The following is a 15,906-nucleotide window of genomic DNA, read 5'->3' on the forward strand; positions in this document are numbered from 1 at the left end:
GCGCACGGTACACCTGAGGCCGCAGGGTGCGCGCCGGCGCAGGCTCTAGGTGCGCGCAGCGCACCCTACTCGGCTACTCGTGTCGCTCCCCGCCAAGCGGCCATGCAATATTGATCGTTCCCACGTCGAGACGTCGAACCGCCCGCGTGGGCATGCAGCCAGAGACGCTCCGCGTCTCGCTACAACGGACGCAGAGCGTGCCAAGCGGGGTTACCACGCAGAGCGTGGGAACCATCGATACAGAGCCTTAACCTATCGCGGCTAAAGCCCCTCCCACGCTGCCTGGCAGACACCGGCGTTTAGCGCGCCCAAGGTCAATCAGGCAGCAATTCGCTCCAGGGGATGCCCACACTCAATCCGCCACGCGCTCCGCTTCTTTAACCCGGAACCACCCCGCATACAGCGCCGGCAAAAACAGCAGGGTCAAGGCGGTGGCGACGATCAGCCCGCCCATGATGGCCACGGCCATCGGCCCGAAGAATACGCTGCGTGACAGCGGGATCATCGCCAGCACCGCCGCCAGGGCGGTCAGCACGATGGGCCGGAAGCGCCGCACCGTGGCTTCGATGATGGCGTGCCAGCGATCCATGCCGCTGCTGATGTCCTGCTCGATCTGGTCAACCAGAATCACCGAGTTGCGCATGATCATCCCGGACAGGGCGATGGTGCCGAGCATGGCAACGAAGCCGAACGGCTGGCGGAAGATCAGCAAGAACAGGGTCACACCGATCAGCCCCAGGGGCGCGGTGAGAAATACCATGGCCGAGCGCGAGAAGCTTCTGAGCTGCAGCATCAACAGGGTCAGCACCACCACGATAAACAGCGGCACACCGGCATTCACGGATGCCTGTCCACGGGCCGAGTCCTCGACGCTGCCGCCGATATCCAGCAGGTAGCCGTCCGGCATGGCCGTGCGGATCGGTTCCAGGGTCGGCAGGATCTGCTGGACCAGGCTGGCCGGCTGTTCCTTGCCATACACGTCGGCCCGTACGGTAACGGTCGGCAAGCGGTTGCGGTGCCAGATCACGCCTTCTTCAAAGCCGTATTCCAGGGTCGCCACCTGCGCCAGCGGTACGCTTTTACCGCTTTCAGTGGGCACCGCCAGACTCGGCAGCAGGCTCAGTTCCTGGCGCTCGCTGAGGGTGCCGCGCAGCAGTATTTCGATCAGCTCGTTGCCTTCGCGGTACTGGCTGACCGGCGAGCCGGTCAGCGAGCTGCGCAGGAAGCTCGACAGATCGGCGGTGCTGACGCCCAGGGCACGGGCGCGCTCCTGATCGATATTCAGGCGCACGACCTTGCTCGGCTCTTCCCAGTCCAGATGCACATTGGACACATGGGGGTTCTCACGCACCTTGTCAGCCACTTCGCGGGCCAGGGCACGCACCTCGTCGATGTGCTCCCCGGAAACACGGAACTGCACCGGATAGCCCACCGGCGGGCCGTTTTCCAGGCGCGCCACCCGCGTACGCAGGCTGGGGAACTGCTCGCGCAGGGTGTCGATCAGCCACAGGCGCACCTGCTCACGCTCCTCAATGCTCTTGGCCAGCACCACGAACTGGGCAAAGCTCGCTGCCGGCAGTTGCTGGTCCAGCGGCAAGTAGAAGCGCGGCGAACCAGTACCAATGTAGGCCACGTAGTTATCGATGCCCTCATGCTCACTGAGCAGACGTTCCAGGCGATGCGCCTCGGCCTCGGTGGCGCTAAGTGAAGCGCCCTCACCCAGCTTGAGGTCGACCATCAGTTCCAGGCGCCCGGAGGCCGGGAAGAACTGCTGCGGGACGAAGCGGAACAGCAGAATCGAGGCAACGAACAAGCCCAGGGTCAGCACGATCACTGTCTTGCGCCAGCGCACGCACCACTCCACGGTCCGTCGTACGCGGCTGTAGAACGGTGTGCCATAAGGGTCGTGGTCGTCTTTGCCATGCTGCTTGGCAGCGTGCCGCTTGGCCAGATCAGGCAGCAGCTTGACGCCCAGGTAAGGCACGAAGACCACGGCGGCGATCCAGGAAACGATCAGTGCGATGGTCACCACCTGGAAGATCGAACGGGTGTACTCGCCCGTACCGGACTGGGCCGTGGCGATGGGCAGAAAGCCTGCCGCCGTGATCAGGGTGCCCGTGAGCATGGGGAATGCCGTGCTGGTCCAGGCGTAGCTGGCCGCTTTGATACGATCCAGGCCCTGCTCCATCTTGATCGCCATCATCTCCACGGCAATGATCGCGTCGTCGACCATCAGCCCCAGCGCCAGTACCAGCGCGCCGAGGGAAATCTTGTGCAGACCGATGCCCAGGTAGTACATCGCGGCGAAGGTCATCGCCAGCACCAGCGGGATCGACAGCGCCACCACCAGGCCGGTGCGGATACCGAGGGAGAAGAAGCTCACCAGCAGTACGATGATCACCGCTTCGGCCAGCACCCGGACGAACTCGCCGACACCGGTACGCACCGCCGCCGGCTGGTCGGAGACCTTGCGCAGCTGCATGCCCGCCGGCAGGGTTTCCTGCAGGCGAGCGAAATCGACTTCCAGGGCCTCGCCGAGCACCAGAATGTCGCCGCCGGCCTTCATCGAAACGGCCAGGCCAATGGCGTCCTCGCCCATAAAGCGCATGCGCGGTGCGGGTGGGTCGTTGAAGCCACGCTTGACCTCGGCCACATCGGCGATGCGGAAGGTGCGATCCGCCACGCGAATAGGAAAATTACGGATTTCATCGACCGTCTCGAAGCGCCCGGTAACGCGTAGCTGCACGCGGTCAGTGGTGGTCTCGAAGAAACCGGCCGAGCTGACCGCGTTCTGCTCTTCAAGCGCCTGCTGCACCGCCGCCAGGGGCAGACCGAGGGTCGCCAGCTTGGTGTTGGACAGCTCGATCCAGACCTTCTCGTCCTGCAGGCCGACCAGCTCGACCTTGCCGACATCCTTGACCCTTTGCAGCTGCAGCTGGATGCGATCGGCATAGTCCTTGAGCACCGCGTAGTCGAAGCCCTCGCCGGTCAGGGCGTAGATATTGCCGAAGGTGGTGCCGAACTCATCGTTGAAAAACGGCCCCTGGATACCCTGGGGCAAGGTATTGCGAATGTCGCCGATCTTCTTGCGTACCTGGTACCAGAGCTCGGGGATTTGCGACGAGTTCATGGAGTCGCGGGCCATAAAGGTCACTTGCGACTCGCCAGGACGCGAGAAGGAAACGATCCTGTCGTACTCACCGGTCTCCATCAGCTTCTTTTCGATGCGTTCGGTCACCTGGCGCGCCACCTCCTCGGCGCTGGCACCGGGCCAGTTGGTACGCACAACCATGGCCTTGAAGGTGAACGGCGGGTCTTCACTCTGTCCCAGCTTGGTGTAGGACAAGGCCCCAACCACAGCCAGCAGAATCATGATGTAGAGCACGATCTGGCGATTGCGCAATGCCCAAGCGGAAAGGTTGAAGTCCATCGCGATCACTCCTTGGCCGCGAAGTTGATCAACCGATTGTCACGGTCAACCGGGCGTACCTGCTGCCCTTCACGCAGCACCTGCGCACCTGCGGCCACGACCCAATCATCGGCCGTAAGCCCCTCGAGTACCGGCACCATCTTCTCGCCATAGGGGCCAACACGGACCGACGTGCGCTTGAGCGTGGAGGTCTGCGGGTCGACGACCCAGACATAGGGCTTGCCCTGTTCAGCGCTCAGTGCCGAGAGTGGCACGGCCAGCGGCACGTTGCCTTCATGGGCGATAAACACCCGGGCACTCTGGCCCAGCTCGGCCGGGACCTTGCCTTCGGTAAAGGACACGCGAGCGGCGAAAGTGCGCGACTGTGCGTCTGCCGCCGGGGACATTTCGCGGATGCGCCCAGCGAAACGCTGATCGGGCTGCGACCACAGCGACACCTCGACCGCCTGGCCGACCTTGAAGCGCTCGAAGGCTTGCTCTGGCAGATTGATCAGGACCTCGCGCTCGCCATCGGCGGCCAGGGTGAATACGGTTTGCCCAGCGCCAACCACCTGCCCCACTTCGATCTGACGCTCGGCAATCACCCCATCCTGCGGCGCGCGCAGCACGGCGTAACCGGCCTGGTTGTCAGCCACGCTGAACTCGGCGCGGATCTGGTTGAGCCGTGCTTCACCCGCCCGGTAGGTGTTTTCGGCGTTGTCGTACTGCGAGCGGCTGACCAGGTTGCGTTCAAGCAGCTTTTTGTAGCGGTCACGCTCGGCCTTGGCCAACTGCAGATTGGCTTGCGCGGCGGCGACCTGAGCCCGGGTGGCCTCCAGTTGCAGGCGCACATCGCGCGGATCGAGTTCAGCCAGGGGCTGGTCCTTCTTCACCTGGTCACCCACGTCGACCAGACGCTGGCTGACCTTGCCGCCAATGCGAAATGCCAGTTGCGGCTCGAAGCGCGCGCGCACCTCGCCGGGGTAGCTGTCGACCAGTTCGCCAGCTCGCTGCGGCTGCACCACCATCGCGGGGCGGATGGGCTGCTCGGTCGGCGCACCATCGCCACAGGCGCCGAGCAGCAGGGCAAGAGTCAGGGGCACAGTAACGCAGAGGGCCTGGCGTAACATGAGGGATGACCATTCAAGAGGGTTTGGAATATTTGTACTGCGGAGTATAGTAAAAATAGCAAACCCGCCAGTCCAGTATTTAATACGCCTCATGTCGAATACCTCGTTACCCGCCAGCGGCCCGGGTCGGCCCAAGGATCCAGCCAAGCGCCAGGCCATTCTCGAAGCGGCCAAAACGCTGTTTCTGCGCCACGGCTACGCGAGCATCAGCATGGATGCCATCGCCGCCGAGGCCGGTGTGTCGAAGCTGACCGTGTACAGCCATTTCAATGACAAGGAGACGCTGTTCTCTGCCGCGGTGCAGGCGCGTTGTGAGGAGCAGTTGCCCGAGCACCTGTTCGAGCTGCCCGAGGGTGCGCCCATCGAACGGGTGCTCGAAGCGATCGGCCTGAGCTTCTGTGCGCTGATCAACAGCCATGAATCCATCGAGTTGCACCGGGTCATGGTGACCCTGGCCACCCAGGACGCCACGCTGTCGCGGATGTTCTACGAGGCTGGTCCACAGCGCGTGCTGGTGGAAATGGAGCGTTTGCTGCGCAAGGCCGACGCCCGCGGCCAGTTACGCCTCGGCAACCCGCAAACCGCCGCCGAACACTTCCTCTGCCTGCTCAAGGGCGTCGCCAATTTCCGCCTGCTGGTCGGGTGTGGCGAGGCGCCACAAGGCGAGGCCGCAGAACAGCATGTACGAGAGGTGGTGGCGCTGTTCGTGCGGGCCTTTCAGGTCAGTGAACGCACCTGACCTCTTAGCCCTTAGCCCGTGGGTTCGAGCTTCTTCTTCGGATAGATGTCGTAACGACTGGATTTGCCTTCAAGCACGTAGCCTGGCTTGCTGCCCTCGATCGCCGGCGCCTTGCGCGGACGCTTGACCACCACCCGATGGCTCGCCAAGGCCAGGGCCGCGGCCAACAGCGCTGGGGCGTCGAGATCGTCGCCGACAAAGGGGCGGAACAGGCGCATCTCTTTTTTCACCAGCGCGCTCTTGTCGCGGTGCGGGAACATCGGGTCGAGGTAGATCACCTGGGGCGGCGTTTGTGTCCAGCCCTGCATTAACTCGATGGCGTTACCCGTCAGCAGCTGCATGCGCGCGGTGATCGGCGCCACTTCACTGCTCAGCGCCGCACGCTGCAGCCCATCGGCAAGCAGCGCCGCCACCAGCGGCTGGCGTTCGATCAGGGTCATCGCACACCCCAGGCTGGCCAGAACAAAGGCGTCGCGACCCAGCCCCGCGGTCGCGTCGAGCACCTGCGGGCGAATGCCCGGCTGTACGCCAACCGCCTTGGCGATCATCTGCCCGGTGCCGCCACCGAATTGCCGCCGATGGGCCATGGCACCCTCGACGAAGTCCACCCGCACCGGGCCGGGTGCCTGGGGCCCGCGCTCGACCAGTTGCAGGCCCTCGGCGCCCAGTTGCAGGGCGAAGGCCGTGTCGCTGCCCAGGGGCAAGCCGAGACGCTCGGCCCACTGCGCCGCCGCCTCATGGAAATGCGGCGCCAGGGAATGCACACTGATCGAGGCCTCATTCGGGTGTTCGCAGATCGTGCTCATGTACGGCTCAATTTCGTGGCCAAGCGGCCGATAGGGGAATGAGCGCGCATTCTGCCAGACCCGGCAGGCGCCCGGCGCACCGAGTTTGCCATGCTTGAGATCGTATCCCGCCTTGCTGATGATGTTTCCGGCTCCAAAGCCAGGGCCGCCGCGCGCGTCCAGGGTGCCGAAGCCTGCTCGGTGCTCTACGACCAGATCCTGCACAGTTTGATGTTCCCCGCGCAGCCCGTAGCGCCGGCAACCACCCCTGCCCTGCCCGCGTCGGCTATGCACGATGCAGCTGCGCAAGCCGCGCCCCAGGCCGCGACCGAGGGCAGCCTGATCGCCGAGCAACGTGCCTATGCCAGCCGCTTGCAAGTGATCGATCACGGTCGCAATGGTCTGGCCGCCAATGCCTGGCCCTTGATCGCCGCCCCCAGCCCGGCAAACGAACCTGGCACCGCGCTGGCCACGCGTAGCACCACCGATAACGAACCGATGATCCTGCCCTGGGAGCAACTGCTCGCGCGCATGGCACTGCAGCAACGCCTGAGCGGCTAAGCAAGCCGTTGAAAATGGTGCGCACAGCGCACCCTACAGATCTAAGCTCCTGCGCCGCATAAGCACTAAATACTATGCAGCAATGTCTGAGCGGATAAGCCTCACCGGCACATGCGGAACAAGCCCATATCGAGGTGAAAGTGATCACGGTGGGCGGCGTTGTAATCCGGGCCCAGAGTGGCGTTGAAGCTACGGCAGGCAGCATCACGCACTGCGCGTAGAAAACGCGCCTCGTCATCATCGCCCGACCAATCGTTCAGCACACGAATACGCCGGCCATCCGCCAGGCGAAAGCCGACGATATCCAACGCATTGGCACTGGCATGCTGACTGCGCCGCTGGCTACCGGCGATGGTGCGACAGGCAAAGCTGCCGACATGTTCGACCACCGTCACCGGGCTGCCGAATACCGACTGCGCCGCCGGTTGCAGGCCATGGCGCTCGAACAGGGCAAAGGCAGCGGCCAACGGGCAGCTGGCGACGAAACTGCTGCTCAGGCGTACCTCAGAGCCCTGCACGCGCACGGTATTGCTCAGCGGGCAGTTGGCCTCAGGCGTGCTGTCGGCCAATGCGACGTAACGCAAGGTGGAGCTGTCCAGCGCCTGGGCGCACAACGCCGGATCATCCTGCAGTCGCCAAAGCTTGAACGGCGTCAGCCAATTCGGCGGACGCTGCACATCCAGCGGCGCCCAGGGGTTCCACTGCGCGGGCACCGCGAGCCATTGTTGCTGAACCGCCACTGCGCCCCCGACAACCATCACCAGCAGCAGGATCAGCCCGCGCATCCTGAGCCCTCAGCCCTTGAACAGGTCGTTGATGCGCTCGAATGCCATGGCCCGGCCCGTGGCCGTCAAGCTGCGCTGGTTGATCAGCTCATCGGCTGCAGCGAAAAAGGCGCCATACGCCACCCGTGCGAAGTTGGAGCCCAGGCTGACACGCTTGACGCCCAGTTCAGCCAGCGCATCCAGGCTCAGTTGCAGCGCCGCCGAACCCACCAGCACGTTCACCGGGCGCGGCGCGACTGCCTCGACCACCGCACGAATCTGCTCGCGGGTCGTCAGCCCCGGCGCATAGAGCACATCGGCACCCGCCTCGGCGAAGGCCACCAGGCGCTTGATGGTGTCGTCCAGGTCGGGCCGGCCGTGGAGAAAGTTCTCGGCACGCGCAGCAAAGGTAAAGGGAAATGGCAAGTCACGCGCCGCCTCGACCGCTGCGCGAACGCGCTCAACGGCCAGCTCGAAGGGGTAGATGGGCGCCGCCAGTTGGCCACTGGCGTCTTCGATGGAGCCACCGACCAGGCCGATCGAGGCCGCCAAACGGATGGTCTCAGCGCACTGCTCGGGCGCATCGCCGTAGCCATTTTCCAGGTCGGCGGCCACCGGCAATGCCGTCGCCTCGATGATCGCTCGCGCATTGGCCAGCGTCTCCTCGCGGCTCACCGCCCCTTCGGCATCCCGTCGCCCCAGGGAGAATGCCAGGCCGGCGCTGGTGGTGGCCAAGGCCTGATAGCCCAGGGCGGCTAACATTTTCGCCGAGCCGGCATCCCAGGGGTTGGGCAGCACAAGGAGGTCGTCACCCTGGTGCAGGGCGCGAAATCGCTCACCCCGTTGTTGCTGATCCTGCTTGGTCATCACCCACCTCCTTTGGCTTTGAACCGACAACCTACGGACAACCTCACAGCAAGTCGAGTTGCGGCGTTGCAACCTGAGCTGTCGGCTCAGGTAACGCCGGCAAGCCCGGCAGGCGTGTGCCCAGCGATGCGTGAAAACGCAGCGCCTGGGCGGCTGCGAGCTGATTGTCCGGGGTATGCAGAAAGACATAAGGCGTCAGCCCCTGCTCGATCCAGCCCGCGACCTTATCCACCCAAGGCTCAAGAAACGTCTGATTGGCTTCAAGATCCGGTCCGCCGATAAAACGCACCTGGGGTGCCTGACTGAAGGCAGTCGGGCGAATCGGCAGGCGCGGCTTTTTCGCCTGCGCGTGCAGCACCGCCGGGGCGCTCGACTGGCAACTGAACAAGGCCCGCGAATCCAGGCAGATACGCTCCACCCCCAGACCATGCAGCAGGCGATTGAGTGCCCGCTCCTCGTCACCCTTGGCGAAGAACGCCGGATGCCGCACCTCTACGGCCAGCGCCCGCGAGGCGAAAGCCTCCAGCCAGTCACCCAGCTCGCCGAGGCGTTGCGGGCCGAAACTGGCCGGCAGTTGCAGCCAGAGCGGCGCTACCCGCGCACCCAATGGCGCGAGCAGTTCGAGAAAGCTACGGGTCGCGGCCAGTTGGTCGCGCAGGTCGCCTTCGTGGCTGATATCGCGGGGGAGCTTGGCGCAGAAGCGAAACGTCGCCGGCATCACCTCGGCCCAGCGCGCCACCGTATCGGCCGCAGGCCGCGCGTAGAAGGTGGTATTGCCCTCTACCGCATTGAACAGTCGGCAGTAGTGTTCGAGACGATCGGCAGAGCGTAAGTCAGCGGGGTAGACGCTGCCGCGCCAGGCGGCTTCGTTCCAGGACGGACAACCGAGAAAATAGGGCAGCACGCGTCAGGCGAACAGGTCGAGACCCAGCACCTGCTGTGCATCGACATCGTTGGCGTAGGCGGCGGTGGTGCTGTAGCTGGCAATGGCCTGTGCGGCGCGATTGCTCAGGGCTGGCTGGTAGTCCAGATCACGCGTGCGCGCAGGAAAACTGTCGACACTGGCGGACGAAGCCTCGACGCGGCGGGTCTGCGGTGTCTGTTCAAAGCCCTGGGTGCTCGACGGTGCGGCCGGTTGCTCGCGACGCGCCTCGACCTCGCGCTGCGCTTCACGGAACGGCGTAACGGCCGTTCCCGAGCGAGGACCGCGATCGGGCGAGTAGGGAGCGATGGAACCGTCTATGCGCATTCAGAAACTGCTCGGCAGAAGCCAATAGAGGCAAAGTGATTGCAATTTAGCCGCGCCATCCCGGCTTGGCAATCGCGCCGGACGCGGCAAGCCGTTTTCGCGACAGAAGGCCGAATTAACGTGCTGCCTTGGGGGTGGCGACCTGATCGCGCAGGTAGACCGGCTGCGCCTGATCGGCCGGCAGCGCTTCTCCCCGCGCCCAGGCGAAACGGGCCAGGGTGAGCAAGTCCAGGGCATGGGGCAGCAGCGCACCATCCTGACCGCTGGTGGCCACGGCAATGCGCCCGGCGTGAGTGCCCCAACCAGTGCCCGCACCGTACCAGTCGCCCTCGGCACCCGCCGGCAAACACGCCTGCTCCGGCGGCAAAACCGCTTCATGGCCCAGCAGGCGCATCTCCCCCGCTTCAGCGCGGTAGCAGCCCCAGTACACTTCATCCATGCGCGCGTCGATGGCGGCTGCCACCTGCTGCGCACCCGCTTCACGCAGACTGCGCTGGGCCAGTACCGCCAGGTTGGAGACCGGTAGCACCGGGCGCTCCAACGCAAACGCCAGCCCCTGCACCACGCCGATGGCAATGCGCACACCTGTGAACGCGCCCGGCCCACGGCCAAAGGCAATTGCATCCAGAGCATTCAGGGACACGCCAGCCTGCGCCAGCAGTTGCTGAATCATCGGCAGCAGGCGCTGGGCATGCAGACGCGGGATCACGTCGTAGTGGCTGATCACCTCACCGTTATGCAGCAGCGCAACGGAGCAGGCTTCAGTGGCAGTGTCGAGGGCCAGCAGAGTGGTCATGACGATCTACAGAGATGGCTAAGCGGGCGGGCATTAAACCGGTTTAGGGGGGAATTTTCCAGCACAGACGCCCCTTCGCGCGCTGTGCGAGCGAAGGGGCGTCTGGGTTTGTTGCTGTTTTGTCGTGAGCCGAGTTGCCGCGGGCGTAATCCGGGTTTCAGAATGGCTATGTCCCAGCTCGGTGTTGCACGGCGCCGCTGCTTCTCGTAGGAGCCGCGCCTCGCGGCGAATAGCAGCCATTCAGCGGTCTATAAGATAGCCCACAAGCTTCGCGCCGGGGGCGGCGCTCCTACGGGAGCCGCGTTTATGGTCTGCATGCGACTGCAACAGTCAATTGGGACATAGCCTTCAGAATACGCCCACCGCATTCAGCGCGTTGCTACGCTAAAGTCACCACTTCTCGATAACCGTCTCAGCGTCCCAGCCTTGCAGCGGCGCTTTGGACCAGGTGCCGTAACCGGCATTGGGGAAGACGATCCACTCGGCACCCCATTTGTCCGCTTCGGCGGCGACTGTGGCGCGCTGTTCGTCCAGCGGCGTCTTGCGGAAACGCCCGTCAAAATCGTGCAGGGTGTCGCCCAGCAGCAGGACGATCTGATGGTCCGCGCTGACAATGGCGCGACGCTCGACCTTGGGTGGCCCCAGCAGCAGCACACTCTCCTCCGAGACCTGTGGCAGACCGAGCTTGCTCAGGGTGGCCAGGGTGTACTTTTTCTGCTCGTCGGCGCGGTCCGAGATATAGCGAATGGTCACGCCCAGCTTATCGGCATGCTCGAGAAACTTCTTCGCGCCGGGGATCAGCGCAGGCGTACCGTCGCGCTCCCAGGGCAGCCAGGTATCCCAGGCATCATAGGTATGACAGTTGGCCAAATCGCGCGCCAGCAGGGCACTGTTGTCGATCACGGTTTCATCCAGGTCGGTGACGATCGCCAGCTTCGATGCATCTTTGGCCGCCGCCACGGCTGCATCCAGCTTCAGCGTGGCGATGTTGTAGGCCTGCAGTTGCAGGGCCTGAACTTCCGCCGATTGCTGCTGGAAACGCAGCCCCATGGTGTGCTCGGCGACAGCGCACTGCTCCTTCTCCTTGGCTGGCGCAGCCGTATCGGCAAAAGCGGCTGGGGTGGCCAGCAGCGAGAGCGCAAGGCCCAGCCAAAGGCGGCTGATTGCTGGTTTCTCGGTCATTGAATGTCCTCTCTTCCTTAGGGGTGATAGGCGGGTCGTCTGTCCGCTGCAGCGGACAGCCGACCGCGAGCGTTACCGATAGTAGAAAGCCTGTCGCGCCGCCTCATGCTTGAGAGCGACCCAAACGTATCCGTACCACCATGAACGACAAAGGCTCCCAGGGAGCCTTTGCGGATGATGCGCCAGCACACAAAGCGTGGCGCAATAAGAAGGGGCTTGCGCAACAAGCCCCGAGTCCAGACCGGCTGGACGAAACTAACTCAGTTCAGCGCGGCCAGGGTTTTCGCAGTGATCTCTTCGACGCTACCGATGCCCGGAATGTGGCTGTATTTCGGTGTGCCTTCGGCCGCCGAGAGTTGCTGATAGAAGTCCACCAGCGGCTTGGTTTGCGAGTGGTAGACGGACAGGCGATGACGCACGGTCTCTTCCTTGTCGTCTTCACGCTGGATCAACTCTTCACCGGTTTCGTCATCCTTGCCGGCGACCTTCGGTGGGTTGTGCTCGGTGTGGTAGACGCGCCCCGAGGCCGGGTGCACACGGCGACCGGCGATACGGCCGACGATTTCTTCGTCGTCTACTGCGATTTCAACGACGTGGTCGATGATCACACCGGCATCCTTGAGGGCCTGAGCCTGGGGGATGGTGCGCGGGAAACCGTCGAACAGAAAACCGTTGGCGCAGTCGGGCTGGGTGATGCGTTCCTTGACCAGGTTGATAATCAGGTCATCGGATACCAGGCCGCCGGCATCCATGATGCTCTTGGCTGCCAGGCCCAATTCGGTACCGGCCTTGACCGCTGCACGGAGCATGTCGCCCGTGGAGATTTGCGGAATGCCGAACTTCTTGGTGATGAAACCGGCCTGAGTACCTTTGCCCGCACCGGGCGCTCCCAACAGAATCACGCGCATCGATGTGCTCCTCAAGATTGGATAAATATCGTCGGACTCGCCTCGTGGGGCCAATCTCAGAATGGTTCGAGCCGCGTCGGACAAGGTGCCAAACGGCCAAAAGGTTGATCAAGATACACAGCGCACCCCCACCGCACAAGCCACCCAAAAGTCGGATAAAGCATGACCCGAACGGTCGAACATGGCCCCTTGCCAGCCGGGTTTATGCCGCGGCTGGTGGGGCATTGGGGCCTCTGCCTGGGGCTCAGCCGGTGTTGCGCAAACCGGCGGCAATACCCGCCACGCTCACCAGCAGCGCCTGCTCCAGCGCGCTGCCAGCTGGGCTGGACTGCTGCCGGGAGCGCGCCAGCAGTTCAGCCTGCAGCAGGTGCAAGGGGTCAAGGTAGGTGTTGCGCACGCTGATCGACTCCAGGGTTTCGCGGTTGTGGGCCAGCAGCTGCGACTGCCCGGTCAGGCCGAGCACGCAGGTCACCGCCTGCGACAATAGGCCGCGTAAATGCGCACCCAAGGGCTGCAGCGCGGGCTCCACCAAGCGTTCGTCGTACTGTTCGGCGATCTGCGCATCGGCTTTGGCCAGGACCATTTCCAGCATGTCGATACGTGTGCGGAAGAACGGCCACTGCGCGCACATCTGCGCCAATTGCTCACCCTCGCCCCGGGCCAGGGCATTACTCAGGGCGGTTTCCCAGCCGAGCCAGGCCGGCAACATCAGGCGCGTCTGGGTCCAGGCGAAGATCCAGGGAATCGCCCGCAGGCTCTCCACCCCACCCTCGCGGCGCTTGGCCGGGCGGCTGCCCAGGGGCAGGCGGCCCAGCTCCTGCTCGGGTGTGGCCTGGCGAAAGTACTCGACGAATTGCGGGTGTTCGCGCACCACCGCACGGTAGGCCTGGACGCCATCGTCGGCCAGGCGGTCCATCAATGTGCGCCAGGCCGGTTCCGGCGCAGGCGGCGGCAGCAGGGTGGCTTCCAGCACGGCGGCCAGATACAGATTGAGGTTCTGTTCGGCGATGTCTGGCAGACCGAACTTGAAGCGAATCATCTCGCCCTGCTCGGTGGTGCGAAAGCGCCCGGCGACCGAACCCGGCGGCTGCGACAGGATCGCCGCATGGGCCGGACCACCGCCCCGGCCGACCGTGCCACCGCGGCCATGGAACAGCAGCAGTTCGACCTGATGCGCGCGGCACACCTCGACCAGGGTTTCCTGGGCGCGGTACTGCGCCCAGGCCGCCGCCGTGGTGCCGGCGTCCTTGGCCGAGTCGGAATAGCCGATCATCACCTCTTGCGGGCCATGCAGGCGCGCGCGGTAGCCTGGCAACTCAAGCAGCCGCTCGATCACCGGGCCGGCGTTGTCCAGGTCAGCCAGGGTTTCGAACAGCGGCACCACGCGCATCGGCCGCTGCAAACCGGCTTCCTTGAGCAGCAGTTGCACAGCCAGCACGTCGGAGGCCGCCCCGGCCATGGAGATCACGTAGGAGCCGAGCGAAGCGGCGGGCGCGGCAGCGACTTCACGGCAGGTCGCCAGCACTTCGGCGGTGTCGGCAGCCGGTTTGAAATGGCTCGGTAGCAGGGGCCGACGGCTGTCCAGTTCGGCCTGCAGGAAGCTCAGGCGGCGCGCCTCGTCCCAGTCGGCGTAACGCCCCAGGCCTAGATACTCGGTAATTTCACTCAGCGCAGCGGCATGCCGCGTCGCGTCCTGACGCACGTCCAAACGCACCAGAAACAGGCCGAAGGTCGCGGCCCGGCGCAGGCAGTCGAGCAACGCGCCTTCGGCGATCACGCCCATGCCACAGGCGTGCAGCGAGTGATAGCAGGCCTGCAAGGGCGCCAGCAGTTCCTGATTGTTCTGCAACACTGCCGCGCTCGGCTCAAGCGGTGTATGCAACGCCTGCTGCGCCCATTGCCGGGTCGCCCGCAGACGCTCACGCAGGCTTTTGAGCACCTGCCGGTAGGGCTCGGCGCTGTCGCCGGCCAAGGCCTGCAGCTCGGCACTGGCCTGCTGCATGGAGAGGTCGGCGGCGAGGTGGTCAACGTCGCGCAGGTACAGATCGGCCGCCATCCAGCGCGCCAACAGCAGCACCTCGCGGGTAACCGCAGCCGTGACATTGGGGTTGCCGTCGCGGTCACCGCCCATCCAGGAGGCGAAGCGAATCGGCGCGGCCTCCAGCGGCAGGTGCAGACCGGTCACCGCATGCAGCGCCTGATCGGCCTTGCGCAACACCGCGGGCAGCGCCTGCCAGAGCGAATGCTCGATCACCGCAAAGCCCCACTTGGCTTCATCTACCGGCGTAGGGCGGACACGGCGAATCTCTTCGGTGTGCCAGGCTTCGGCGATTAGCCGCTGCAGGCGCTGGGTGATCTGCTCGCGCTCGGCGGCAGACAGGTCACTGTGATCCTGACGCGCCAGCTCGGCGGCGATGGCATCGTATTTCTGGATCAGGGTACGCCGTGCCACCTCGGTCGGGTGGGCGGTCAGCACCAGCTCGATCTCCAGACGCCCAACCTGGCGCGCCAGGGCGTCAGCGCTATGGCCCTGAGCAATCAGGCGCTGCAGCAGTTGCGGCAATACATGGTTCTCGAAGGGCTCGGCCTCACCGGGGCTGCGACGGCGCACGCGGTGGTACTGCTCGGCGATATTGGCCAGGTTGAGGAACTGGTTGAAGGCCCGCGCCACCGGTAGCAACTCGTCCTCACTGAGCCCGTCGAGACTGGCACTGAGCTGCTCGGTGCCATCGGCAGCGCCACGCCGTCCGGCCTTGGCGCCCTTGCGGATCAGCTCGATCTTGTCGAGGAAGGCCGCGCCATGCTGGTCACGGATAGTGGTGCCGAGCAGCTCGCCCAGCAGGTGGACCTCTTCACGCAAACGCACATCGATATCAGTCATGCAGCTCCCTCGCCGTGAACAGCACATGGCCAGCGGAACACCTGCCGCCTGCCTGTTGCCCAAGACTAGGGTCTGTTGCCGTTGCGTCGCAAGCCGCGTTGCTGCGAACGAAACGGCAACAGACTCTGGAGAGTGGCCCACGAGGGTCCATTCTTACTTACAAGGGCATGTTTATACGCGCCCTGAATGCACCCGGCCCGCCTGCGGCGGCGCCATTGCCTGGAGAACGGTATGAAAATCCACGAACTCACTCAGCATTGGGAGTCCACCGCCAAGGGCCGTCTGACCCGCACCTCCTATCAACTGCACCTGGAGGTCGAAGCCGCCGCACGCCTGGCGGCACTGGCCGAGATGTACCCCAAACACCATGCCGAAGAGTTACTCGGCGAACTGATAGGCGCCGCCCTGGAAGAGCTTGAAGCGAGCTTCCCTTACGTCCAGGGCACCCAGGTTATCGCCACCGATGAACAGGGTGACCCGCAATACGAGGACATCGGCCCAACGCCGCGCTACCTGGCGCTTTCGCGTAAGCACCTGCAGCGCCTACTCAGCGAGACTTAAATCACCGCCTGTCATTTTTGCCCTGCCGACAGCGCTGTTTTCGCACGGTTGAAATCAGCGCTGAAAAGCGCGAG

At 64.5% G+C, this 15,906-nt stretch carries 14 protein-coding genes; 3 read left to right on the forward strand and 11 right to left on the reverse strand.

The genetic code is table 11. The features are described 5' to 3' along the window. Window positions 1-352: 352 nt before the first annotated feature. Together BMW49_RS04620 and BMW49_RS04625 are read right to left on the reverse strand one after the other, a co-directional pair. The gene (locus tag BMW49_RS04620) at window positions 353-3,430 is read right to left on the reverse strand and encodes an efflux RND transporter permease subunit (protein ID WP_069516115.1); all 3,078 of its coding nucleotides are present in this window, start codon (window positions 3,428-3,430) and stop codon (window positions 353-355) included. Window positions 3,431-3,435: 5 nt separating this feature from the next. Further along, window positions 3,436-4,539, reverse strand: a complete 1,104-nt coding sequence (locus tag BMW49_RS04625; RefSeq protein WP_069516116.1) for an efflux RND transporter periplasmic adaptor subunit — start codon at window positions 4,537-4,539, stop codon at window positions 3,436-3,438. 91 nt (window positions 4,540-4,630) lie between these two features. On the opposite strand from BMW49_RS04625, the gene BMW49_RS04630 reads away from it, so the two are divergent. Further along, window positions 4,631-5,278, forward strand: a complete 648-nt coding sequence (locus BMW49_RS04630; protein WP_069516117.1) for a TetR/AcrR family transcriptional regulator — start codon at window positions 4,631-4,633, stop codon at window positions 5,276-5,278. Between the two features lie 11 nt (window positions 5,279-5,289). Here BMW49_RS04630 and BMW49_RS04635 read toward each other — a convergent pair whose 3' ends face one another. After that, window positions 5,290-6,084, reverse strand: coding sequence for a class I SAM-dependent methyltransferase (locus tag BMW49_RS04635; protein ID WP_167362776.1), 795 nt, complete (start codon window positions 6,082-6,084; stop codon window positions 5,290-5,292). A gap of 90 nt (window positions 6,085-6,174) precedes the next feature. Between BMW49_RS04635 and BMW49_RS04640 the strand changes: the two genes are divergently transcribed. Continuing rightward, on the forward strand, window positions 6,175-6,624 hold the full coding sequence (locus tag BMW49_RS04640) for a hypothetical protein (RefSeq protein ID WP_069516118.1): 450 nt from the start codon (window positions 6,175-6,177) through the stop codon (window positions 6,622-6,624). A 101-nt stretch (window positions 6,625-6,725) separates the two neighbouring features. Here the strand turns inward: BMW49_RS04640 and BMW49_RS04645 are convergent, their stop codons facing one another. From BMW49_RS04645 to ppc, 8 genes are all read right to left on the reverse strand, one after another. Next, window positions 6,726-7,409: an extensin-like domain-containing protein gene (locus BMW49_RS04645; RefSeq protein WP_069516119.1), complete on the reverse strand. Its 684-nt coding sequence runs from the start codon at window positions 7,407-7,409 to the stop codon at window positions 6,726-6,728. A 9-nt stretch (window positions 7,410-7,418) separates the two neighbouring features. Beyond that, a complete protein-coding gene (locus BMW49_RS04650; RefSeq protein ID WP_069516120.1) occupies window positions 7,419-8,255 on the reverse strand; it encodes an isocitrate lyase/PEP mutase family protein in 837 nt (278 codons plus the stop codon). A gap of 43 nt (window positions 8,256-8,298) precedes the next feature. Continuing rightward, window positions 8,299-9,159: a DUF72 domain-containing protein gene (locus BMW49_RS04655; RefSeq protein ID WP_069516121.1), complete on the reverse strand. Its 861-nt coding sequence runs from the start codon at window positions 9,157-9,159 to the stop codon at window positions 8,299-8,301. Between the two features lie 3 nt (window positions 9,160-9,162). Next, window positions 9,163-9,504: a hypothetical protein gene (locus BMW49_RS04660; protein WP_069516122.1), complete on the reverse strand. Its 342-nt coding sequence runs from the start codon at window positions 9,502-9,504 to the stop codon at window positions 9,163-9,165. Between the two features lie 115 nt (window positions 9,505-9,619). Next, complete coding sequence (tsaB, locus tag BMW49_RS04665) at window positions 9,620-10,300, reverse strand: tRNA (adenosine(37)-N6)-threonylcarbamoyltransferase complex dimerization subunit type 1 TsaB (RefSeq protein ID WP_069516123.1); 681 nt, start codon at window positions 10,298-10,300, stop codon at window positions 9,620-9,622. 390 nt (window positions 10,301-10,690) lie between these two features. Next, window positions 10,691-11,482 (reverse strand): 5'-nucleotidase, lipoprotein e(P4) family, encoded by a 792-nt coding sequence (locus BMW49_RS04670; protein ID WP_069516124.1) that lies wholly within the window; start codon window positions 11,480-11,482, stop codon window positions 10,691-10,693. A 260-nt stretch (window positions 11,483-11,742) separates the two neighbouring features. Continuing rightward, window positions 11,743-12,390, reverse strand: a complete 648-nt coding sequence (adk, locus tag BMW49_RS04675) for an adenylate kinase (protein ID WP_069516125.1) — start codon at window positions 12,388-12,390, stop codon at window positions 11,743-11,745. Between the two features lie 244 nt (window positions 12,391-12,634). Further along, entirely contained in the window at window positions 12,635-15,271 is a 2,637-nt protein-coding gene (gene ppc, locus BMW49_RS04680) for a phosphoenolpyruvate carboxylase (RefSeq protein ID WP_069516126.1), read from the reverse strand. A 231-nt stretch (window positions 15,272-15,502) separates the two neighbouring features. Here ppc and BMW49_RS04685 point away from each other — a divergent pair, with 231 nt between their 5' ends. Beyond that, window positions 15,503-15,832, forward strand: a complete 330-nt coding sequence (locus tag BMW49_RS04685; protein WP_069516127.1) for a pilin assembly protein — start codon at window positions 15,503-15,505, stop codon at window positions 15,830-15,832. Window positions 15,833-15,906: the final 74 nt, after the last annotated feature.

Source organism: Pseudomonas cuatrocienegasensis, assembly GCF_900110925.1.
Classification (GTDB): Bacteria; Pseudomonadota; Gammaproteobacteria; order Pseudomonadales; family Pseudomonadaceae; genus Aquipseudomonas; species Aquipseudomonas cuatrocienegasensis.